The sequence below is a fragment of the Methylobacter sp. genome, assembly GCF_036845245.1.
In the GTDB taxonomy this organism is placed as follows: Bacteria; Pseudomonadota; Gammaproteobacteria; order Methylococcales; family Methylomonadaceae; genus Methylobacter_A.
Genome location: NZ_DAIUEH010000031.1, coordinates 12,683 through 34,729 on the forward strand (window position 1 = coordinate 12,683; position 22,047 = coordinate 34,729).

A 22,047-nucleotide genomic window follows, 5' to 3' on the forward strand; every position below is an offset into this window, starting at 1 on the left:
CATCACTATATATCGACAACCCGCCCTCAGTCGGCGGATTGCCAAACTTCCACTATCAATAAGGACATCGCTATGCCGGCAAAGTTACATGTCATTCCAAATACCGTAACCGAAATCCCTTTCCAGGATGCATCAATGGATATTTGGGACACCAAATATCGTCTAAAAACCAAAGATGGCGAGGCTATTGACGACACCATCGATGAAACTTACCAGCGGGTCGCCAAAGCGATTTCCGCGGTAGAAAAAGGCAAAACCAAACAGGAACAGTGCTACAAAGATTTCTTGTGGGCCTTGCGTCAGGGCGTCATTCCGGCCGGGCGTATTATTTCCAATGCCGGCGCACTGGAACACAAGCCGTCCACATCGACGATTAACTGTACGGTATCCGGCACCATCGCCGATTCCATGGATGACATTCTGCACAAAGTGCACGAAGCAGGACTGACGCTAAAAGCCGGTTGCGGCATCGGTTATGAATTCTCGACCTTGCGCCCTAAAAACGCCTATGTCTCCGGTGCGGGCGCGTATACTTCCGGCCCGTTATCGTTCATGGATATCTATGACAAAATGTGTTTTACCGTGTCGTCCGCAGGCGGCAGACGCGGCGCGCAAATGGCGACTTTCGATGTCGGCCATCCCGATGTCGTCGAATTTATCCGGGCCAAACGCGAAGACGGACGGCTACGCCAATTTAACCTGTCGCTGCTGATCACCGCCGAGTTTGTCGAAGCGGTAAAAAACGACCTGCCTTGGTCGCTGTCATTTCCGGTCACCGAAAAAGAAGTCAAACTTGATAACCTGGATTTGACTGATAACAAACTCATCATTTGGCGCGACCTGCCCTATATAGACGGTTACATTCTTAACGATGACGGCATGGTTGCCTGCAAAATCAGCAAAACCATGCCCGCCCGCCGTCTGTGGGACATCATCATGAGCTCGACTTACGATTATGCCGAGCCGGGATTTATCCTGATCGACAAAGTCAACGAGATGAACAACAACTGGTTTTGCGAGAAGATTCGTGCGACCAATCCCTGCGTAACAGGCGACACTTGGGTTCAAACAGAACAAGGGCCAAGACAGGTTAGCGCCATTCTGGGCCAACAAATAAACGTATTGGTTGATGGTCAATTGCACCGATCCGGCGCTGACGGCTTCTTCAAAACCGCAACCAAAGAGATTGTTAGATTAAGGACCAAAGAAGGTTTTAGTCTGCGTCTGACAGACGATCACCGGGTGCGCAAAATAACCCGACTGGATCGTTATAACCTTGAAACAGAATGGTGTGCAGCCGGTCAGCTTCATGCCGGTGACCAGGTTTTACTGAATAATCATCGTCAACATCATCACTGGCAAGGAAAATACAGCGAGAATCAGGGCTATTTAATCGGGCTGTTGATCGGTGACGGCACTTTAAAACAAGATAAAGCTGTGCTGTCGGTGTGGAAAACTGCGCAAGTCATGAACAGCGACATCAATAATTTGAACGCAGGCGTTGATGCGATTATGGATAAAGTCATGATCGCCGCCACAGAATTTAATACCCGTAGCGACTTTAAAGGCTGGCATGAAATAGCCGGAAGAAACGAATACAGACTCAGTTTTGCCGAACTGAAAACATTGGCTGAAAAGCTCGGCATGGCTCCCGGCAATAAACGCATCGGCGCAGAAATCGAAACCGCATCCAGCGATTTTTACCGCGGCTTTTTGCAGGGATTTTTTGACGCAGACGGCTCCGTCCAAGGCAGCCAAAGCAAAGGCGTCAGCATTCGTCTGGCTCAATCGGATCTTCCTCGCCTGGAAGCCGTACAGCGCATGCTGCTTCGTTTGGGCATCAGTTCTACCCTCTATCGCAACCGTCGTCAGACAGGCATAAGCAAATTGCCTGACGGCAAAGGCGGTGTCGCCGATTATCAAATATCACCCCAACATGAACTTGTTATCAGCGGCGACAATCTTGCCGTTTATCAAGAATTAATAGGCTTTACAGATAGCAGCAAAGCAGCCCAACTTGAAACCGCGTTAAAAAACTACCGTCGTTCATTAAACCGGGAACGCTTTGTCGCTACAATTGAATCGATCACGCCTGATGGCTGCGAAGATGTATTCGATATACAGGTTCCCGGCATCAACACCTTCGATGCGAACGGCTTACATGCCCACAATTGCGGCGAACAGCCGTTGCCGCCTTATGGTTCTTGCCTTCTAGGTTCGATCAACCTGACCCGCTTTGTCAAAAAACCGTTCAGCAACGACGCGCAATTCGACTGGGACAACTACCGCAAAGCCATCAAGGTTTTCACCCGCATGCTGGACAACGTCGTTGAAATCAACGGCCTGCCGTTACCGCAACAACGCGAGGAAATCCTGACCAAACGCCGCCACGGCATGGGCTATCTGGGATTGGGCTCAACCGTGACCATGATGGGCATGAAATACGGCGATTCACAGTCGCTGCAATTCACCGAAGAAGTGACCAAAGTACTGGCCGTAGAAGGCTGGAAAGCAGGCCTTGCGCTGGCCAAAGAAAAAGGCCCGGCTCCAATCATGGAGCAAATGTTTACCGTCACCGGCGAAATGCTGCATAAGCGCCCGGAAATGATCGCCGACGGTCATCAAGTCGGCGACCGGATACCCGGAAAACTGCTGCACACCAAATACAGCCGCTATATGCAGCAACTGGCCCAGGAAGAACCCGAGCTGGTCGCCGAGCTGATCGAAAACGGCGCGCGCTTTACCCACCACAGCTCTATTGCGCCGACCGGCACGATTTCGCTGTCGCTGGCCAACAACGCCAGCAACGGCATCGAGCCGAGCTTTGCGCATCATTACTCGCGCAACGTGATCCGAGCCGGTAAAAAATCCAAAGAAAAAATCGACGTGTTTTCTTTTGAATTGTTGGCTTACCGCGAAATGATCAATGCCGACGCGATGCCTTACAGCGACAAGCCTGAGCAACAATTGCCCGATTATTTCATCGCGGCGGATGACGTGACCCCGACACAACATGTCGATATTCAGGCGGCCGCGCAAAAATGGATTGATTCGTCGATCTCGAAAACCGCCAACGTGCCGACCGATTATCCTTATGAAGACTTCAAGTCCATTTACGAGTACGCCTACGACAAAGGCCTGAAAGGCTGCACCACGTTTCGTTTCAATCCTGAAGTCTTCCAGGGCGTATTGGTTAAGGAATCCGACCTGGAAAACACCACTTACCAATTCACGCTCGAAGACGGCCATGTCGTGGAATTTAAAGGTAATGAAGACGTGGAATACGACGGCGAAATCCACAGCGCCGCTAACCTGTTCGATGCCTTGAAAGAAGGCTATTACGGAAAGTTTTGATGGCAAGCGAAAATATCGATAAAAAAGCACTGCCTTTAAAACAAGGCTCGGCAACAATGATTGAGGCTACAGACATGACCCATAAAATTACAAAAAAAATCGTCAGCTATAAAGTCCTGACCAAAGACGATGTCGAACCGGTTAAGCAGGAACAGGAACAGCCATTGCTGCAAAGCATGAACGAAAACCTGACGCGCCCGGAAGTGCTGCTCGGCTCCACCTACAAAATCAAAACCCCGCAGTCGGAACATGCTCTGTACATCACCATCAACGACATGATTCTGAACCAGGGTACCGTCCATGAAGAGCGCAGGCCTTACGAAATCTTCATCAACTCCAAAAACATGGAGCATTTCCAGTGGGTGTTGGCGCTGACCCGGTTGATCTCGGCGGTCTTCCGCAAAGGCGGCGACGCCTGCTTTTTGGTCGAAGAGATGAAAGCGGTATTCGACCCGCACGGCGGCTACTTCAAAAAAGGCGGCGTGTTCATGCCGTCGCTGGTCGCCGAAATCGGCTACGCGATCGAATCGCATTTGAAGCACATCGGCATGATCAAGCCGGAAAAGATGACCGATCATCAAAAGCAGTTTCTTGATGAAAAGCGCAAGGAGTTTGAAGCTACGCATGGCGAATCGGAGGGGCAGGCGTTTCCTGAGAAGGCCGTGCTGTGTAGCAAGTGCAGCACTAAGGCTATGGTGTTGATGGATGGGTGTATGACTTGTTTGAATTGTGGGGAGAGTAAGTGTGGGTAAAATAGCAAACTAACATTCCGGCTGGGCCACTAACGCTCAGCACGGGTTAGCCACATTAGACTCAGCAACATTGAAGCACCGGGACACAAATGAGCACAGAAAAGCATCTTTCAGACATAAACTTCTTCATATGCTCAACTTATATCGATATGAAGGATTACCGAAGTGCATTAATAAAAGATATTCAAAGTCGTGCTGGAGTTATTAATGCTCAGGAATTCTTCGGCGCAAGAGATCAGAAGCCTTTAGAAACGTGTCTCGAGGAAGTTTCTAAATCAGATGTTTTTATTATGTTTCTTGGACCGAGATACGGCACTATTGATTCATCCTCTGGCAAGTCTTTTGTCGAGTGCGAATTTGATAAGGCTACTACTTTGAAGTTGCCACGTTTCGCATATTTAATGGATGAGACACACCCTTTTCCCCCTAAATATGTATCCAAAGGCGATGACGCAATCCGGCTTGAACAATTTAAGGAGCGGGTCAGTGCCGATCTTACTGTGGATTTTTTTACAACACCCCAGGATCTTGCCGCAAAAGTCTATGCAGATCTCAAGCGTGATTTACCCAAAAAAGGATTCAAACTTGGTAAAGAGGAATCACAACAAGAGCTTGAATCCTCTCTCACCGTACTTTCTCAATTTATTGCTCTCCCAAAACTGTTTCATGGCAGAACCATTTCCGTAATTGGAAAACTTGGCAAATATCGTCGTGCTGAACAAAACGAATGCGAAGCACTTTCATACTCTCATGGCAGTACAATTAAAAGATCATTCCAGCCTACGGATTCATCAATTAGTTCGGCAATTTCTGGAAAACTCACGAACATATTCGCAGAAGGCGAGCAGGCTCTCCGATTCATGGAAATTCCGACAGATAAAGAAGTAATTCTTACTGTTAAAACTGTGCAAGGCGAGTATGAGACAAAGCAGCCAGTTTACGGATTCGATTTTGTACCAGGAATGATGAATAGTTTGTATGCTGCGAATGTCATTGATCGCCGTCGCGTTATCATCGATCATGAAATTAATCTAACTCTAGTTTGCGCCCTAGAATTCGTCGAAGCCCATAGCTAAAACATTGATTTCATCTTCTCCACCCTGCGGCGCAAACAAAAACGCTGTAAGGCGGATGATTTGTAGGGTGGATTCGCCGCGAGGCAATCCGCCACAACTTCGAAAGACTGTCATTGGCATTGTGTCGCTAGCGCGACGATTGATTGAATCGGGGTCTCGCCCCCGAAGGCGAGATACTTTTCTTTGCTCCGCCAAAGAAAAGTATCCAAAAGAAAGGCGGCCCGGTTGCCGCTTGCTTCCTGCGTTCCTCGCTTTCACCGGGGGTTGACGAAAGGGGCTCCTGCCCCTTCGCCAACGTGCGGCCTCCCTGCCGCACCCCTGCGGGCTATTCCCGGCGAAAGCTCCGGTACTCGGCGCGGCAAACGGGATTGGGTTCGTACCACCGGCTGGCTTTCTTCGCACCAACTGAACGATTGGTTGTGAAGCGCGTAGGCTGGGCTGAATGCAATGAAGCCCAGCATTTCAACGGGAATAATATCCCAACACCTTTAACAATGTGTCACTAGCGCGACGGTTAATTGAATCGGGGTCTCGCCCCCGAAGGCGAGATACTTTTCTTTGCTCCGCCAAAGAAAAGTATCCAAAAGAAAGGCGGCCCGGTTGCCGCTTGCTTCCTGCGTTCCTCGCTTTCACCGGGGGTTGACGAAAGGGGCTCCTGCCCCTTCGCCAACGTGCGGCCTCCCTGCCGCACCCCTGCGGGCTATTCCCGGCGAAAGCTCCGGTACTCGGCGCGGCAAACGGGATTGGGTTCGTACCACCGGCTGGCTTTCTTCGCACCAACTGAACGATTGGTTGTGAAGCGCGTAGGCTGGGCTGAATGCAATGAAGCCCAGCATTTCAACGGGAATAATATCCCAACACCTTTAACAATGTGTCACTAGCGCGACGGTTAATTGAATCGGGGTCTCGCCCCCGAAGGCGAGATACTTTTCTTTGCTCCGCCAAAGAAAAGTATCCAAAAGAAAGGCGGCCCGGTTGCCGCTTGCTTCCTGCGTTCCTCGCTTTCACCGGGGGTTGACGAAAGGGGCTCCTGCCCCTTCGCCAACGTGCGGCCTCCCTGCCGCACCCCTGCGGGCTGTTCCCGGCGAAAGCTCCGGTACTCGGCGCGGCAGACGGGATTGGGCTCATACCACCAGCTGGCTTTCTTCGCACCAACTGAACGATTGGTCGTTTCCACACTCTACGCGTATTTATCCGCAAACAACGGGAGTGCAAGCTTTTCCTCGCTCCCACGTCGCGCGCCACTGCCATTACAATGACACCGTAGGAGCGGGCCGCGCCCGCGACATTTGGGTGACAATTGCAGAGTTGTAGTTCTTTCATCGCGGGCATAGCCCGCTCCTACAACACTTAACTTAATGGCAATGACGCGCTGCATGGGAACGAGGCAAACGAGACAACAAATCTTGCGACGCGGAGTTTCTCAGTCCCGTAGGCCGGAATAAGCCGGTTCGAGCGGCAGCGAAGACCGGTGTTTCCGGCAAACACCATCCAAATTCGCCGGAAACACCACCTCGCGCTACGCGCCATTCGGCTTTGCTCAGGAGGCCTTGGATGGCCTTATTCCGGCATCCAATCCCGTGATTCCAACATATATCCCCAAATAACGTTCTTGAACAAACTTGTGTATAACGACGAGCGCGCTGCATAAAACAAAACAAAAACGCTTTTGTATAACAATAACGCGGTGCGCAAACGAAGAAGACTTGCCTGTACTACGAGTTCAATCCCGTCTGCCGCGCCGAGTACCGGAGCTTTCGCCGGGAACAGCCCGCAGGGGTGCGGCAGGGAGGCCGCACGTTGGCGAAGGGGCAGGAGCCCCTTTCGTCAACCCCCGGTGAAAGCGAGGAACGCAGGAAGCAAGCGGCAACCGGGCCGCCTTTCTTTTGGATACTTTTCTTTGGCGGAGCAAAGAAAAGTATCTCGCCCTCGGGGGCGAGACCCCGATTCAATCAACCGTCGCGCTAGCGACACCTTATGTTGCAAGACAACGCAGAACGTCTGAAGCTGCATCTCCACGCCGGAGAGACTGTGAAAGTATTCTTGAAAATATGACACATCATGTTTTAGTGATTTGTAAGTCATTATTTTATCTGTCGTGGGAGGGGCTTTAGCCCCGAAAGTCGAGGCTAAAGCCCCTCCCACATGAATACTTTCACAGTCTCCGGAGCATGGGAACGATAAAAACGAAACAAACAAGTTGCCTGGAAATGTGTTTGACCAGTACCGTTTAGAGTGCTATTTTCGGGTCTGAGGGGAATTACAATTATCCAATCATCACTTCGTCTGAATGGAGAAAAGTCATGAACCAATCCACTATATCCTGCGATCTTCACGATTACATTGAACTCGCCTGCATGCATGGCTATCGGGTAAGACTAATATTAACAAATCATCAAATCCTTGAAGGCAAGGCGCTAGATACACTCACTACAGCTGAAAAACAGGAATACCTGATTATCGGTATTGGACAAGAACAGTTGCGTATCGAATTAAACCAACTCAAGAAAATGGAGGTTCTTACGCCCAATTCCAAATTTAAGGAAGTTTCCTTTTAGTATCCCGTGTTTTTAAGGCCTGTATGTCGGATGCTTTTCCCTCACGAAATACACCTTGAGATCAGCACCCCCCCTGTAAAGAGGGGGATTGTAAGAAATGATAGCAACGTCCCTCCCGCAGGAGAGGACGTAATGTCAGTGGGTTAAGTTAAGCCATTTATTGGGCTTTCTTTCCGGTATGGCGTCCAATGCCGATTGAATATCGTTGATGAAAAACCGCTTTAGACCCCGACCCAGCTTTTTCGGCAATATAGACAACGCTTCATCTTTTTTCAAAAAAGCTGCCGGTTCGCGGCCTTTGCGGTATGCGGCCAAAGCTCTCCTGACCGCCGCACAAAGATAACATTCTGCGCCTTCCGGGAGTGTTTGGTGTAAGTCGCGTAATAAGTGCGGAGTTATTTTATTCATAGCGCCCCCCCTTATCATTTAGGAGTGTTGAACAACAATCCTTATTCATTGCAAAAGCCTAAGCTCAGGCTTGTTATTCAAAAAATAACGTAATTAAATTACCAATGCGCCAAAAAAAGTCAATATCTTTTTCTCGTTCCCACGCGCTGCGTTCTGTGTATATACCACAGCCGGACGGGGCATATTACCGTCCGCAATGTTCGGTGCTGGCAAGTCCGGCGCATGGCTCAGTCAACGCAGAAACGTTAGGAACGTGGATTCAATTCCCGTTCCGCCGGTTGGGCTAAAATGTCGTGGGCGCGAATTTATTCGCGCTATAGAAGTTAAAAACGCGAATAAATTCGCGCCCACAATAATTAAATTCTTAACTACTGGCAGTGACACGGCGTATCATTGAGGTAGAACAAGCAAAGGGGCCGACCCTTTATTTTTATATATTTGATCGCTCAACTCAGGAGCAAGGTGAAACCGGCCGGTGATAATTCAGAATATACGAAAGAAAAAGGAATTTAGAGCTTTCGAGCTGACCAAAGTAAAGCGATTTAAAGCATTAGATAGCGCAGAGGCTTGGCTGGCCTTACTTAAATTATCGGTGGCCGCTTCCTCTCCATCCACCCCGCCTGAAACCAATACCCGGTAGCTTTGAGCACAAGCGGATATTTCTTCCAACACACCGCCCGGATCTGCCGCTTACGCTCAACCGGGACTATATCTTTCGGCAAGCTCAAGGCTAACGGAACGAGAATTAGCCGGTCATATTTTGAAATAAACAACTTATTACAAATGCTGGTTTACAGCCCTTGCTTGTTCTATAGTCTTGTTTTTTAACTTCATTGCAGGAGTAACCATCCATGATCGACATAATCCTCATCTTAATCGCAATCGCCGCAATCATCTTTGTCATAGCCGTAGCAATGCAACCATCCGACTTCCGCGTTACCCGAACAGACACTATAGCCGCGCCTGCGTCAGCCGTTTTTGCCCACGTGAACGATTTGCAGAAATGGGAAGCATGGTCGCCGTGGGCAAAACTCGATCCCGAAGCCAAAAACTCTTTCGAGGGGCCGTCATCAGGAACCGGCGCTATCATGAGATGGGTTGGCAATAACAAAGTAGGCCAAGGAAGCATGACGATCATCGAGAGCCGTCCGGACGAGTTGATTCGCTTTAAACTCGAATTCCTGAAATCTTTCGTAGCCACTAATACTGCGGAGTTCACGTTCAATTCAGAAAACGATCAAACCACTGTAACCTGGACTATGTACGGAAAAAACAGCTTCATGAGCAAGGCCATAGGCTTAATAATGAACTGCGAAAAGATGGTAGGCGGTCAGTTCGAACAGGGGTTGGCGACCTTGAAATCGGTTGTAGAAGAAAGGCTTTGAGTCCATTGTAGTATTTTGCCGGAAACGCCGATTCTCGCTGCCGCTCGAACCGGCTTATTCCGGCCTTGGCTTAGTGCGCTCACCGTTATACACACTACCTTTACGCGCGTCTTGGGAGCTTAAGGCGCGCGTGGTACCCCCTACGTTATGGTCCGGCATCCCTGCCGGTATGCGCTTGCATGTGACACAATGGTTGGCGCGTAAAAACGAGAAAGACAGATTTCAGTATCAAGACTACAACTGACGCATAAAAGTCACCAAGTCTTGTTTCTCCTGGGTATTAAGCTTGAGCTGCAGAACGATGTTGAAAAACTCCACGGTATCTTCCAACGTCAATGCACGGCCGTCATGTAAATAAGGCGGCGAATCCTTGATTCCTCGCAACGTAAAAGTCTTGATCGGCCCATCGCCCGGCTCGTCTTTCAGGAAACGCTCAAGATGGAGATCATGCAGTTGATGATCAAGATAGGTCGGCGGCATATGGCAGTTCGAACATTGCCCTTTGCCAAAGAAGATTTTTTCGCCTCGCGCCTCACTTTCGCTCGCTTTGGCCGGGTCGAGCCTGCCGCTGGCCGGATCGAGCTTGGGCGCAGGAGGAAAGTCGAGCATGTTCTGCAATTGCGCCATGTGACTGACCGGAATACGGTCCAGAATGTTCATGCCTTTCTTCGCAGCATGAATCTCATCGCCGTTAAAATACGCGGTACGCTGTTCAAACTCGGTGAAGTCTTCAATGGAGCGGAGGCTGCGCTTGGAGCCATGGATCTGCTGATTGAACACGCCTCTGAGGCTAACTGTATCGAGCCGGAAACGACGTTCCTGAGGCCGGATGTCGGGACTCAAGTGGAATTGTCCGGTCGTATGGCCGTTAACATGGCAATCAAGACAGGTTACCCCGAGGCTCGGTTCGCGGCTCTTACGATCGTCGGTTGCATTGAATTCCTCTTGCGGGAATGGCGTCACCAGCAGCCGGAGACCGTCGAGTTGCACCGGAGTCAGGATATCCTTAAACAAGCGGTAGTAGTTGTTTATCGAGACGACTTCGCCACGGGACACATCGCCGAGTTCCGGGCGGTTGTTCAAAAATATGGCTGGCGGGAATTCCGGTAAGAAAGCTTCGGGCAGGTCGAAATCCACATCGAAACGTTCAAGGCGGGGAAACATGTCGATCTGCATCTTCGGAAAGACCTGGCCGCCGTTCGCCTGCAACGGATGCGGCAGCGAAGGATAAGGGAATACCCCCTGCTTCTTTATTTCTTCCGGTCCGGTCTCGGCGAGTTTATCCCACGTCATTCCTCCGGATAATCGGGCCGTTGGTCCTACCGCCAAGGGTTTGCCTCGGGACATCTTGGCCTCAGGATCGGTTTTGACGGTCAGGTTGTAACGTTGCTCCAGCAACTTTTTTTGTGCGTCCATGACATCGGATTTGCCGGAAATCTCTTTTTTCATGATGTCTTCGGGCTTTTGGTAAGGCTGCTCCGCGCTCAAGGGGTCCCGATAGAAATCGAAGCCGGATACCTTGCCGTCCTTCGGCTGGCCCTTGAAAACCGGCGATGAAGGCGGGGCTTTAAGCACACTGAAGCTATCCGAGCGATCGTGCTCAGTCTTCTTCTGCTCTGGCCTGTCGCTACGGGCTGTCTTCGACGTTTGTGCATCGGCGACCGCATCGCTAGAGCGTCCCGGTGTTTCGGCAAACGCGGCTATACAACTGCCTAGAAACATTCCAAACACTATTTTCACTGTTTTTTTAAAATAAGCGGGTGGCGTGGTCAATGATCGGTCACGTGTCATGGTTGTCTCCTTAACTTGACTTAAGAACGGCTTGAAAATCGCCGCGTAGAGCTTTCAGGATATATTTCTCGCGGTCAATTTCGCCTTGCGTCCTGATCCCAAGCCTGCGAAATACCGAAATCGGCGGGCACCAACCCTGTAAAGCATGCTGCAATAAGAATACCGCCACGCCGGTGGACAACCACATCCACCGGCGGTTGTGCATCCTCGACAAGACTAGTCCCAATAAGGCGACGCTTGCTGCATTCGTTTCCAAGGCCCGCTCTATGTCCCATTCCCGGTCCAGTTCATCAATACGCCGCGATAACACTTCCGGGCTGGCGCCGGTATAGCGCTGCACTGTCATATCGATATCGGCATCAATGCGGTCGTTAATTTCCGGAGGGCTGTGCCGTCGGACCCGGTCCATCTCTTGAGATAATGATGTAGACATGGTTTATCTCCTCTGTTATTAGCTATTTCGAACTTTCAAGATTTTTGTCCTCAATCCCGGCAAGCGGCGTTGTAGGCCTTGGGAATTTTCCTTTTAAGGCATCGACGCCCGTCTGTGGCTTGGCTAATGGGCTTAATTCGGCACGCTTGCTGCGCTGTTCGCCGGTCATAACCTTCAACTGTTGATCGCGTTGCTCGACCAAGCCGGGCAATGCCTCGCCGTCATGGTTAAACGACCACTCCAGGTTGGGTTCACCGAGCGGCATCTTGTCGCCGGTCTTTCCAAACGGAGCGGAATTCCATACATGCCATGTTTTACCGTAACTGTTCATCTTGCCTTTCATAAGTTCCTTTTCCGCCATTTCAGGAATACCCGGTGCAATCAGCTGACCGGACAGAATCTCGAAATTATGCGGATGCCAGTATTTTTTCTCTTGTTCCGGCAACGAATCGAATAGTGTCTCCGAGATAATATATTCAATGCCGATCAGGTTCGCCTGCCGGGTATTGCCGTCGAACAACGCACATTGAGCAAAGTCCTCGTTAACTTGATGGCAAAAATGATGGGCCTCCATTTGATGATTCGGATCGTCTTTATCAGCATGAAAACCATTCAGGTAGATATCCAGGGATTGCAATGGAGAATCAGTCTGTAATATCGCAGCGCCTGCCTCAAGCATTTGTGTTTTAGCCGTTTTTTTCTGACCTTCCGGCTGAAGCGACGATTCGACAGCCGGCTCACAGGCTGTCAGCATGCCGAAAAATATCAGGATAAAGCTAAAATAGAAGGCAAAATTCAGCGCATGTTCAACTTGGCCAGACCGATTCATCATATTCTCCCAAAGACAGGATCATTAAAAATGAACAATTTATGCTGATTAAAAATCAAGTTACGGCGAGCTTTAAATTCTTGAAATTACTTTAAATAGTTAGCCAACCAAAGTATGTACGGTAGAGTACATAAAGATTAAATTCTTTTTTGAGGCAATGAGTCAGATAAGGCGATAAGCGCTGTTTATACTATCTATAGCGAAATTAGCCGGAGATGGCTGATGCAGGAGCGCTTTACCGAACGGTGAAATTTGTACAGGGATAAACGGATTTTGCTTCTTGATAACGGCTTTTGGCCGCCTAACCACAGTAGGCAGCCAGCAAAGGGCTAAAGAATTAAAATCAACGCCACACAAGGTTAGGCGAAGCGAACGGTATTTTTAAACAAATGGGATACGGGTTTTCCATTTAAGTAGCTCGCCTGGCTTTAACCGGCAAGTAATGCAAGCATTTCGTCCCTGCTGATCACTTCTTTTTCTTGTAAATAATTGGCCAGTTTTTCCAATCCCGTCCTGTTTGCGGTGATGACTTCACGCGCACGTGTTTCGGCTTCTTCAACCAATGCCATGACTTCAGTGTCAATAAGTCGGGCTGTCTCGTCAGAGTAATTACGAGATTCCGAGATGTCCGTTTCCAAAAACTGGAGATGCTGGCGCTTGCCGTAAGTCAATGCGCCCATTTTTTTGCTCATGCCCAAACTGCAAACCATGTTGCGGGCAATCTCGCTGACTTTTTCCAGGTCATTCTGGGCGCCGGTTGAGATGTTGCCTAATATAACCGACTCCGCCATGCGTCCGCCCAGCAATATGGCCATTTGATCTTTAAGCTCATCTTCTGTCGACAAAAACTTTTCCTCGGTCGGCAATTGCAAGGTAAAGCCCAATGCCGCCACGCCGCGGGAAATGATGGATATTTTATGCACCGGCTGGCCGGTCGGCACATGCTCGGCGACCATCGCGTGTCCTGCTTCATGGAATGCCACACGGCGCTTTTCATCCGGCGTTAAAACGCGGTTCTTCTTTTCCGGCCCGGCCAATATGCGATCGATAGCCGACTCGAAATCTTCCCTTTCGACTTTATCATGGCCGACTCGCGTCGCCATAATCGCCGCTTCATTGGCAATGTTGGCAAGATCTGCACCGACCAGGCCCGGCGTACGCTTGGCGATGATCGACAGGTCGATGTCATCGGCCAGCTTTATGCCTTTGGTATGCAGTTTAAGAATCTCGATACGATCGCGCTGATCGGGCTTATCGACAACAATCTGGCGATCGAAGCGCCCGGAACGAAGCAACGCTTTATCCAGCACTTCAGGGCGATTGGTTGCCGCCATCACGACTACGCCGACCGAGGTATCGAAACCGTCCATTTCGGTCAGCAGCTGGTTTAAGGTTTGTTCGCGCTCGTCATGTCCGCCCATCATCACCGGGCCGCCCCGTGAGCGGCCAATGGCATCAAGCTCATCGATAAATATAATGCAAGGCGCTTTATTGCGCGCCTGCACAAAAAGCTCACGCACTCGGGCCGCGCCAACGCCGACAAACAGCTCGATAAACTCGGACCCGCTGATGTTAAAGAACGGCACTTGCGCTTCCCCGGACACCGCACGCGCCAGCAGGGTTTTTCCGGTTCCGGGCGGACCGACCAGCAGCACGCCTTTAGGCATGCGTCCGCCTAATCGTTGGATTTTATCCGGTGACTTTAAAAAATCGATGGATTCTTTAAGTTCCTGCTTGGCGCTATCGGCACCGGCCACATCATTAAAGGTAATCTTGGCTTGAGTGTCCTGATGGATATGAATTTTATCGCCCAGGTTAAGAAAGGGTTGCGCGCCGCCGGCCGCGCTACGGCGCATAACCCAGGACCAGACAAACACCAGGATCAGCATCGGGATAATCCAGTTGAAAAAAAGATTGGTCAACCAGTTATCGCTGCTCCTGACCACAAAATCGACCTTGTTTTGCTCCAGCATTTGCGCAAGGTCATTTTGCCACAGCGGAACCGTCATGAAGGTTTTTTCCGGTTGCTTCGGATCGTCAGATTTTATAACACCGGTAATATAGCGCTCGGTTACCACGGCTTTGTCGATTTTTGCCTCTTTGACCAGCTTAATAAACTGGCTGAAAGGAATTTCGTCACGTTTTACTTCTTGAACGCTGTTGATAAAAGTCAGCAGCAGGACGAACATCAGCGCGAATAGAAAAATCTTTTTTTGCCTGGAACTGGAACCGGCGCTATCTTGATCAGGCGGCTTATTGAGTTCCTTCTGCGGTTCCTTTTTGGATAAATAATTTAAACTATTCATCAATAAGTTCTTCAGGTAGGTCAAGGAATTACTCAACAATGTGAGTGCCGCTTTAACAATGTGGTTTTTCGGATCATCCATTTTGGCGAAGCCTTGCCCTTTTTCTCCGGTTTTGAAAATGATCTACCGATTCATCAAGCATCGAAACAATCTCTTCACAGCCAATAATATTTTTATTATCGTCAAGAATATAATTAGCCAGTTTGTTGATTGCCGCCCAATTTACATCGTTATTTACAAAGTCAAACGCAACGGTAAACAACTCGTCCAATTTTTCATCTCTCTGTTGCTCATCGGCAGAGAAACTTTGTAAATATTCATTCGCCAAGGCAAGGTCGGAACTCCCGCCATAATTTTTTAAAGCATTCAGATTAACTAATTGCCGATTAAATAGCTCATCATCGGTATCAGCAACATACTTAGCTTCAGCCAGCGGCCCAATCAGCAGATTGATAATATCCGCCTCAAAAGCCACCATATAATCATTTACCAATTGAATCATTGCGTCGCTATGCTTGGTTAATTCACGTACCAAGCTATCAATAGAAGGCGGCAATGACTCGATTAACCGCCCTCCTTCAACGCGTGCGATACAATCGTCATGAGCGGCTTGATAAGACATCACATCCGTTTCTGCTACCCCGCCCATGTCCTTGAAAATAATTTTGAAAAAAATCGGCGGCAACTGTCTGGTCTTATTATTTAGATGGATGCCCGCCGCATGGCCTGCTTCATGGAAAGCGACACGTTTTTTATGCTCTGTTAATTTGTCGTGACTGTGAGCTTCAATTATTTTATTTCGTTTCATATTCAACACCATAGCTTTACGTCAACAAACATTGTGATTGATAAGATCACTCAAAATCGTGATTGATAAAATCACTCAGAATCTTGAAACCAATAAAAATATTGATTTTTAATTTCCGACTCGGCCTCCAGCCAGTCTTCCATTTCATGCCCGCCTGTAAATCCCCTTTTTTCGGCTTTGGAAAAAGCGCGTTCTGCAATCATTTCTTGAAGTCTCTCCTTATCAATACTCCCCCCCGTATTTGGATTTTGTACTGAATCGACCACAACTTCACCCCCTTGTATATCCCGAAGGAATATCTTTTGGTTGTTCATTCTATGTAGAAAGAGACAGAGCAACAATTCGTACAAATACCTAGCGAATAAGTCTAACTCTAAAGATGAGCTGGAGTAATTCGTATAAATACCTATACCTGCCTATATTTTCGAAAATTAAGACGCTGTAAGCCGTTAAGCCTTAAAAATATTACTTGCACACAATTTCCGGAAAATACTTGACCAAGGCAATACCGGCGAGCTGTATAAATAACCCTGCCCTTCGTCACAGCCTAAATCCATCAATCGCCTTTGCTGGGCTTTCGATTCAATGCCCATCGCAATAACCTGTAGATGCAAGCCATGGCCCAAGGCTATCAGTGCGCGAGTAAGATCTTCATCATCGACGTTATTCAATACATCAGCGACGAAGGAATTATTAATTTTTAATTTTTTTACAGGAATACGTTTTAAGTTATTAAGCGAAAAACAACCCACGCCAAAATCATCAATCGCCAGATCTATGCCTAACGCCACCAACTTATTCAATGTCTTTATGATTTGCTCGGAATTATCCATAAAACCGCTGCCGCTAAGTTCCAGTTCAAGATAGGACGGATCAAGTCCGGTCGAACCTAATACGCGTTCAACCGTAGCAACAAAATCGGAGCGTAAAAGCTGAATCGCCGAAACATTAACGACCATTTTATTGACGTTCAAACCCTCGTCCAGCCATCGGACCATTTGCATGCACGCGTTTTGCAATACCCATTCGCCAAGGGCGACGATAAACCCGCTATCCTCGGCTATGGAGATAAAGTGCTTGGGTAACATCAATCCCTGCGTCGGGTGCATCCAACGCACCAAAGACTCAACGCCTACAAGTTCCCCGGTTTTAAGGCAAACCTGCGGCTGGTAGTACAAAATCAACTCATGCCGCTCTATCGACTGGCGTAATGCGCATTCCATCGACATTTTCTCAAAAGCTTCGGTGGTTAACTCCAGGCTATAATATTGAAAGTTATTCCGCCCTTCTTTCTTGGCCCGGTACATAGCCGCATCGGCATTCTTGATCAATGTCTCCGTATCATGCCCATCCTGTGGAAACAGGCTTATTCCGACGCTGGTCGATATTTTCAAGCGGTATCCTTTAATATAAACGGGAGCATTGAAAGTATCGATCAGCTTTTTTGCAAGCTTCGCCGGATTTTTAGCATTGGGAATATTTTCCATGAACACGACAAACTCATCACCGGCATAGCGTGAAACGGTGTCTTCTTTTCTGACCAGGTTTTTTATGCGTTTTGCCGTCTCCCTTAACAATCCGTCGCCAACAGCATGACCGTAGGTATCGTTAATACCCTTAAAGCGATCAAGATCGAGAAATAACACCGCCGCTTGCGAACCTTCCCGCAGTGCATTTTGCAAGGAATGATCGATACGGTCTTTTAATAACAATCGGTTCGGCAATTTGGTCAAGGGATCATGGTAGGCCAAAAATCCAAGATGATCCTGGGCTTTCTTAAAATGCGTGATGTCCATAAACACATGAACATAATGAGCTGTCTCTCCGCTTGAATCCCTGACTTCGCTTACGGTAGTCCATGAAGGAAAGTCCATATTGCTTTTATGACGACGCCAGACTTCACCCTGCCAACTATTGACAGCTTCAGAAAGATTACTTAATTCGTCGTCAATTTTTATGCTGTTTTTCTTTGAATGCAAAAGGCTGGCGCTTTTGCCAAAAACATCCTGCTGGGTAAAGCCGGTTAAAGCGGTAAACGCTTCATTAACCGAGATTATTTTTTTATCCTTATCGGTAACAAATATGCCTTCCCCAATATTATTAAAAATCACCGACGCCATGCTCAGCTTACCTTCGGACTGCTTTTGCCGGGTAATATCGGTCAATGTCATTAAGACCTGATGAGGCTGACGCTCGCCCATCCTGAATTCGGGCACTGAGTTAACAACCACCCAAAGATAATTTTGCCGCTCAGCATTGAACAGCCCCATAACCACGCCTTCCACAGGCTTTCCGGTACGCAAAGCCAACACTGAAGGTTGCTGTTCTTCCGGAAAAGCATCTCCATCCTCCTTGATCACTTTAACGCAGGAATCATTAAACTTACGTCCAATAATGACGTCGCGAGGAAGACCAAGAAGCTGCTCGGCGGCCTGATTAATAGCCACTACATTTCCCGTCGCATCCAGATAAATAACGCTCTGATCAATGTTTTCGAATAGACTTCGATATTTGGCCTCACTGATCCGCAAGGTATCAATGGCCAGACTACGATTAGTTAACTGCAACATAATAAAAAAAAATGAGCTAAAGACGCCAAGATCTTCCTTAAGTTTTTCGAACATTGCATTTCTACTCCTTTGGATAAAAAAATATCCAATATTTGATTGGGTAATCTCTAAGAATTAAGTAATCTTTTTAAGAAGTACTCAGGGGTAGCTTGCAATAAAAAATATACTGTAGAACAAGGGAATTTATTCAAAGAAATAAAGCACCTCGGCAAAAGTGTCAAAAAACATACAGAATTTTGCGTAAAAGCTACAGCCAGTATGAGCGGCCAATAACCCGGTCATACTCTTTTGCAAAAACAAATCTACTCCGCAATCTTAACGTTCACTTCAATGAATAAATCTGGGTTTCTTTATCTTCTGCGTGCGCATTTTTCTTTGATTTGGTTTTCACTTCTTTATAATATTCATCCTCATCAGCCATAAATTGCTTTTCCTTCAGCTCAATCTCAATCCCGGAAATTTTATATTTCAAGTTTGTACCCAGCTGCTGCATATCATCTTCTAAATCAATCGTTGACATATCACTCTCCGGATTTTCCAGCGTTGGCCTGTAAAAATTGACTGAAACCCGACAGCCTTTATACACGATCCCGTTAGCTTATAGACAAGTCAGCCCGTGTTGTCCGCTATGCATAAAAAGGCGCTTAAAAACCCGGCTCATCAATTTATGGCTAGATCTTATAGCAAAGAAAATAACTGCAAAATTCGTACGCATACCTAAGTAGTTTTGCTTATGTATTTCCACTAGTTAATGCCGTACATTATTATTGACACTTAAAAACAGCGCCGCTTAGCATCTGTTAACGCTTACAATTTAAAACATCGCACAAATGATTTATCAAACAGTTGCTTTAGTTACAATACCTGCCAAATGTCCAGAGATTTCAACAGTTTTATAATTTTGAATTATGAGAGGGATATCAAGCTAACTTATAAATTACAGTTTTTTGTAAATTGTAAGAGTAGACTCACAAAATAAAAGGCTGATTCTGTAAAGCCTGACATATATTACTGTGAAAAATTAACAAAACTTAAGATACCAATTCTGAAGAACAGTGGCGTGTTTATTCTTGAGAATCATCTTATTTAGCTAACGTGCAGAAGCGGACACTGGTTATGAGCAAGTCAACTAATGGGCATATGAATACTGAAAATCTGGAGTGCAAAGAATGCACTAATGCAGAGAATTTGATGGATAAGCATCGTGAAGCCATCCGAAAACAAGCTGAAACCATGATCCATCACTCGGGTAACGACATTGCCAAAATGTCTACCGATGACATTCAAAAACTGCTGTTTGATTTTCAGGTTCATCAAATAGAACTGAAAATGCAGAATGAGGAGCTAAACAGGGCGCAACAGGAATTGACTGCATCGCGCGATACCTACGCGCAACTTTATGATTCATCGCCTGTAGGTTACCTGACCTTAACTGAAACCGGAATCATTGAAAAAGCCAATATTGCAGCCGCTACCCTGCTGGGTTGTCCTAAAGACGAGCTTATCAACAAAAGATTAGGAAAATTTATCCACCCTTTGGATCAGGATAATTATTATTTGTTTATACATCGTCTTTTAACCCAAAGAACCAGCCAAGCTTATAGCACCAAAACCAGAAATTCCTGCGACTCGCCCACTCATCCAGAATGCAAGTACTTTCAACTTTGCCCGGATGTATCGCACTCAAGCGGTAACAATAAACTGCCAACGTATATTGAGTGCTACGCCAGTGTCGTTTACAACGAAAAAAACGCGTTACAGATATGCCTGACCATTAATAACATAACCGAACGCAAGCAAGCGCAAGAAACTATCGCCTATCTTAATGAAAAGCTCGAAGAAAAAGTTCGCAGACAGACCAGCGAACTGATTGTAAGCAATTTGAGTCTAATGAAGAAAGTTGAAGAGCTTCGCCGTTCCAAGCACCAACTATTGGAAAGGGAAGCCAAGCTCAACTCCATTTTTAATGCGTCGGTAGAAGGCATTATCACTGTCGACATGTCCAATATCATCGTATCCGCGAATGCCGCAGTAGAAACAATTTTCGGCTATAAACCGGAAGAGCTGGTCGGTTACAGTATTAGCCAACTCATACCGTCATCGTCAAGAGAAATGAACGATTACATCTCGCCCGACGACGTCAAACTGATCGGTCAAATTCAGGAAGTTGAGGGTGCCCACAAAAACGGTTTTATAGTGCCTCTGGATATGTCCATAGCGGAGTTTTCGGTCGATAACGCGCATTATTTTACCCACATCGTGCGCGATGTGAGTTTGCGCAAAAGCCGCGAACAGCAAGACAAGGAACATCTGGACGAACTCGCCCATGTCACTCGCCTTGGACTGATGGGTGAAATGGCTTCCGGCATTGCTCATGAAGTCAACCAGCCCCTGTCTGCGATTTCCAGTTATACGCAAGTCAGCCTAAACCTTATGAACGCTGACGATCCTGACTTGGTAAAACTGACCGAAATTTTGCACAAAACTCAGCAGCAGGCTTTAAGAGCGGGAAGGATCATTCATCGCATGCGGGAGTTCGTCAAATCCCATGCCAAACATCGATCAACCGCCGAAATTAATAACTTGATTCATGAGGCTGTCGGCCTGTGTATTCCCGAACTTAAACAAAACTGTATAAAGCTGTCATTCGAGCTGGAAAATAACCTGCCGCCTCTTAATGTCGATCATGTACAAATTGAGCAGGTCATCATCAACCTGCTCCGAAATAGTGTTGATGCCTTAAAAACATTGCCGCCGAAACAACAGCGCCACATAGCCATCCATAGTCGAATGACGCTCAATGACAGCATACAGGTCAGGGTAAAAGACAACGGACCTGGACTTGATCCTGACCAGCAACAAAAAATATTAACCCCTTTTTACACCACTAAAGCGGACGGCATGGGCATGGGACTATCCATCAGCCGTTCACTTATCGAAGCCCATGATGGAACCTTGCATTTCAATAGTCAGCTTGGGAAAGGCACGACTTTCTATTTCATTCTACCCATACGGAGTAAATCTGATGAGCATTAATAATCCAACACCTCTCGTTTATTTAGTCGACGATGAATTCTCAATTCGTGACTCGCTAACGCTCTTAATTGAATCAACAGGACAGGATGTCAAGAGTTTTGAATCTGCGGAGGCATTCTTGAATAACTATAATCCTGATCACCCGGGATGCCTGGTATTGGATGTCAGAATGCCGTTGATGACCGGCCACGAACTTCAGAGCGAATTATTGAACAGAAATATCAATATTCCGATTATATTCATCAGCGGTCATGCCGATATTGCCGACTCGGCAAAAGCATTCAGATCCGGCGCTATCGATTTTCTGGAAAAGCCGTTCAATCACGATGTATTGCTGGAACGAATCAATGAAGCCATTAAAAAGGACATCGTATTCCGTGACGAATTTGTCAAAAAACGCCGTATACAGGACCGCATCGATCATTTAACCACAAGGGAAAAAGAAGTACTGGGACTGATCGTCAAAAGTCATTCCAATAAGGAATCCGCAAAAATACTCAATATCAGCAACCGCACCGTAGATGTTCACCGGGCAAGCATCATGGAAAAAATGCAGGCTGAAAATGTCGCCGAACTGATAACGATGGTCATGTATTGCGAAGCGCCGGGCAGCATCTCACTGGAAAAAAGAGTTCATTAATGATCTTATTATTCCGGCCGGAAATTTTGTATCGTTCACGGTTATCTATCAGATACCCGGACTAATTTGTACTGGACTTGTCGAAGGGGAAGCGTTGATGG

At 47.4% G+C, this 22,047-nt stretch carries 16 protein-coding genes; 7 read left to right on the top strand and 9 right to left on the bottom strand.

Annotation, left to right across the window (positions count from 1 at the left end):
* The first annotated feature begins 72 nt into the window (after positions 1–72).
* From V7051_RS14380 to V7051_RS14395, 4 genes are all read left to right on the top strand, one after another.
* A complete protein-coding gene (locus V7051_RS14380) occupies positions 73–3,354 on the top strand; it encodes an LAGLIDADG family homing endonuclease (RefSeq protein WP_333876070.1) in 3,282 nt (1,093 codons plus the stop codon).
* A 74-nt stretch (positions 3,355–3,428) separates the two neighbouring features.
* The gene (locus V7051_RS14385; RefSeq protein WP_333876147.1) at positions 3,429–4,106 is read left to right on the top strand and encodes a TSCPD domain-containing protein; all 678 of its coding nucleotides are present in this window, start codon (positions 3,429–3,431) and stop codon (positions 4,104–4,106) included.
* 89 nt (positions 4,107–4,195) lie between these two features.
* Complete coding sequence (locus V7051_RS14390; RefSeq protein ID WP_333876072.1) at positions 4,196–5,182, top strand: DUF4062 domain-containing protein; 987 nt, start codon at positions 4,196–4,198, stop codon at positions 5,180–5,182.
* A gap of 2,303 nt (positions 5,183–7,485) precedes the next feature.
* Entirely contained in the window at positions 7,486–7,740 is a 255-nt protein-coding gene (locus V7051_RS14395) for a Rho-binding antiterminator (protein ID WP_333876074.1), read from the top strand.
* Positions 7,741–7,875: 135 nt separating this feature from the next.
* On the opposite strand, the gene V7051_RS14400 is transcribed toward V7051_RS14395, so the two are convergent.
* Entirely contained in the window at positions 7,876–8,148 is a 273-nt protein-coding gene (locus V7051_RS14400) for a hypothetical protein (RefSeq protein ID WP_333876076.1), read from the bottom strand.
* 851 nt (positions 8,149–8,999) lie between these two features.
* Here V7051_RS14400 and V7051_RS14405 point away from each other — a divergent pair.
* Positions 9,000–9,533: an SRPBCC family protein gene (locus V7051_RS14405; protein ID WP_333876078.1), complete on the top strand. Its 534-nt coding sequence runs from the start codon at positions 9,000–9,002 to the stop codon at positions 9,531–9,533.
* 234 nt (positions 9,534–9,767) lie between these two features.
* On the opposite strand, the gene V7051_RS14410 is transcribed toward V7051_RS14405, so the two are convergent.
* The 8 genes from V7051_RS14410 to V7051_RS14445 form a co-directional block, all read right to left on the bottom strand.
* Positions 9,768–11,324 carry a cytochrome B6 gene (locus V7051_RS14410; protein WP_333876080.1) on the bottom strand — a complete coding sequence of 519 codons (1,557 nt, stop codon included), beginning with the start codon at positions 11,322–11,324 and terminating at the stop codon, positions 9,768–9,770.
* Between the two features lie 10 nt (positions 11,325–11,334).
* Positions 11,335–11,757 (bottom strand): YgaP family membrane protein, encoded by a 423-nt coding sequence (locus tag V7051_RS14415; protein ID WP_333876082.1) that lies wholly within the window; start codon positions 11,755–11,757, stop codon positions 11,335–11,337.
* A 22-nt stretch (positions 11,758–11,779) separates the two neighbouring features.
* Positions 11,780–12,589, bottom strand: coding sequence for an OBAP family protein (locus tag V7051_RS14420; RefSeq protein WP_333876084.1), 810 nt, complete (start codon positions 12,587–12,589; stop codon positions 11,780–11,782).
* A gap of 425 nt (positions 12,590–13,014) precedes the next feature.
* On the bottom strand, positions 13,015–14,973 hold the full coding sequence (ftsH, locus tag V7051_RS14425; protein WP_333876086.1) for an ATP-dependent zinc metalloprotease FtsH: 1,959 nt from the start codon (positions 14,971–14,973) through the stop codon (positions 13,015–13,017).
* Complete coding sequence (locus V7051_RS14430) at positions 14,966–15,700, bottom strand: hypothetical protein (RefSeq protein ID WP_333876087.1); 735 nt, start codon at positions 15,698–15,700, stop codon at positions 14,966–14,968. The genes ftsH and V7051_RS14430 overlap by 8 nt, the downstream gene beginning before the upstream one ends.
* Positions 15,701–15,771: 71 nt before the next feature.
* Positions 15,772–16,014 (bottom strand): DUF2934 domain-containing protein, encoded by a 243-nt coding sequence (locus V7051_RS14435; protein ID WP_333876089.1) that lies wholly within the window; start codon positions 16,012–16,014, stop codon positions 15,772–15,774.
* A 135-nt stretch (positions 16,015–16,149) separates the two neighbouring features.
* Positions 16,150–18,324 (bottom strand): putative bifunctional diguanylate cyclase/phosphodiesterase, encoded by a 2,175-nt coding sequence (locus tag V7051_RS14440; RefSeq protein WP_333876091.1) that lies wholly within the window; start codon positions 18,322–18,324, stop codon positions 16,150–16,152.
* Between the two features lie 268 nt (positions 18,325–18,592).
* Positions 18,593–18,790 carry a hypothetical protein gene (locus V7051_RS14445; protein WP_333876093.1) on the bottom strand — a complete coding sequence of 66 codons (198 nt, stop codon included), beginning with the start codon at positions 18,788–18,790 and terminating at the stop codon, positions 18,593–18,595.
* A 596-nt stretch (positions 18,791–19,386) separates the two neighbouring features.
* On the opposite strand from V7051_RS14445, the gene V7051_RS14450 reads away from it, so the two are divergent.
* Together V7051_RS14450 and V7051_RS14455 are read left to right on the top strand one after the other, a co-directional pair.
* Complete coding sequence (locus V7051_RS14450) at positions 19,387–21,306, top strand: PAS domain-containing sensor histidine kinase (RefSeq protein ID WP_333876095.1); 1,920 nt, start codon at positions 19,387–19,389, stop codon at positions 21,304–21,306.
* Complete coding sequence (locus tag V7051_RS14455; RefSeq protein WP_333876097.1) at positions 21,296–21,946, top strand: response regulator transcription factor; 651 nt, start codon at positions 21,296–21,298, stop codon at positions 21,944–21,946. Before V7051_RS14450 ends, V7051_RS14455 begins: the two co-directional genes overlap by 11 nt.
* Positions 21,947–22,047 lie beyond the last annotated feature (101 nt).

Coding starts and splice junctions, on each gene's coding strand:
- V7051_RS14435 (WP_333876089.1), bottom strand. CDS start 16,014: ATGAACAACCAAAAGATATTCCTTCGGGATATACAAGGGGGTGAAGTT.
- V7051_RS14455 (WP_333876097.1), top strand. CDS start 21,296: ATGAGCATTAATAATCCAACACCTCTCGTTTATTTAGTCGACGATGAA.
- V7051_RS14395 (WP_333876074.1), top strand. CDS start 7,486: ATGAACCAATCCACTATATCCTGCGATCTTCACGATTACATTGAACTC.
- V7051_RS14445 (WP_333876093.1), bottom strand. CDS start 18,790: ATGTCAACGATTGATTTAGAAGATGATATGCAGCAGCTGGGTACAAAC.
- V7051_RS14385 (WP_333876147.1), top strand. CDS start 3,429: ATGACCCATAAAATTACAAAAAAAATCGTCAGCTATAAAGTCCTGACC.
- V7051_RS14430 (WP_333876087.1), bottom strand. CDS start 15,700: ATGAAACGAAATAAAATAATTGAAGCTCACAGTCACGACAAATTAACA.
- V7051_RS14415 (WP_333876082.1), bottom strand. CDS start 11,757: ATGTCTACATCATTATCTCAAGAGATGGACCGGGTCCGACGGCACAGC.
- V7051_RS14410 (WP_333876080.1), bottom strand. CDS start 11,324: ATGACACGTGACCGATCATTGACCACGCCACCCGCTTATTTTAAAAAA.
- ftsH (WP_333876086.1), bottom strand. CDS start 14,973: ATGGATGATCCGAAAAACCACATTGTTAAAGCGGCACTCACATTGTTG.
- V7051_RS14400 (WP_333876076.1), bottom strand. CDS start 8,148: ATGAATAAAATAACTCCGCACTTATTACGCGACTTACACCAAACACTC.
- V7051_RS14390 (WP_333876072.1), top strand. CDS start 4,196: ATGAGCACAGAAAAGCATCTTTCAGACATAAACTTCTTCATATGCTCA.
- V7051_RS14380 (WP_333876070.1), top strand. CDS start 73: ATGCCGGCAAAGTTACATGTCATTCCAAATACCGTAACCGAAATCCCT.
- V7051_RS14405 (WP_333876078.1), top strand. CDS start 9,000: ATGATCGACATAATCCTCATCTTAATCGCAATCGCCGCAATCATCTTT.
- V7051_RS14420 (WP_333876084.1), bottom strand. CDS start 12,589: ATGATGAATCGGTCTGGCCAAGTTGAACATGCGCTGAATTTTGCCTTC.
- V7051_RS14450 (WP_333876095.1), top strand. CDS start 19,387: ATGAGCAAGTCAACTAATGGGCATATGAATACTGAAAATCTGGAGTGC.
- V7051_RS14440 (WP_333876091.1), bottom strand. CDS start 18,324: ATGTTCGAAAAACTTAAGGAAGATCTTGGCGTCTTTAGCTCATTTTTT.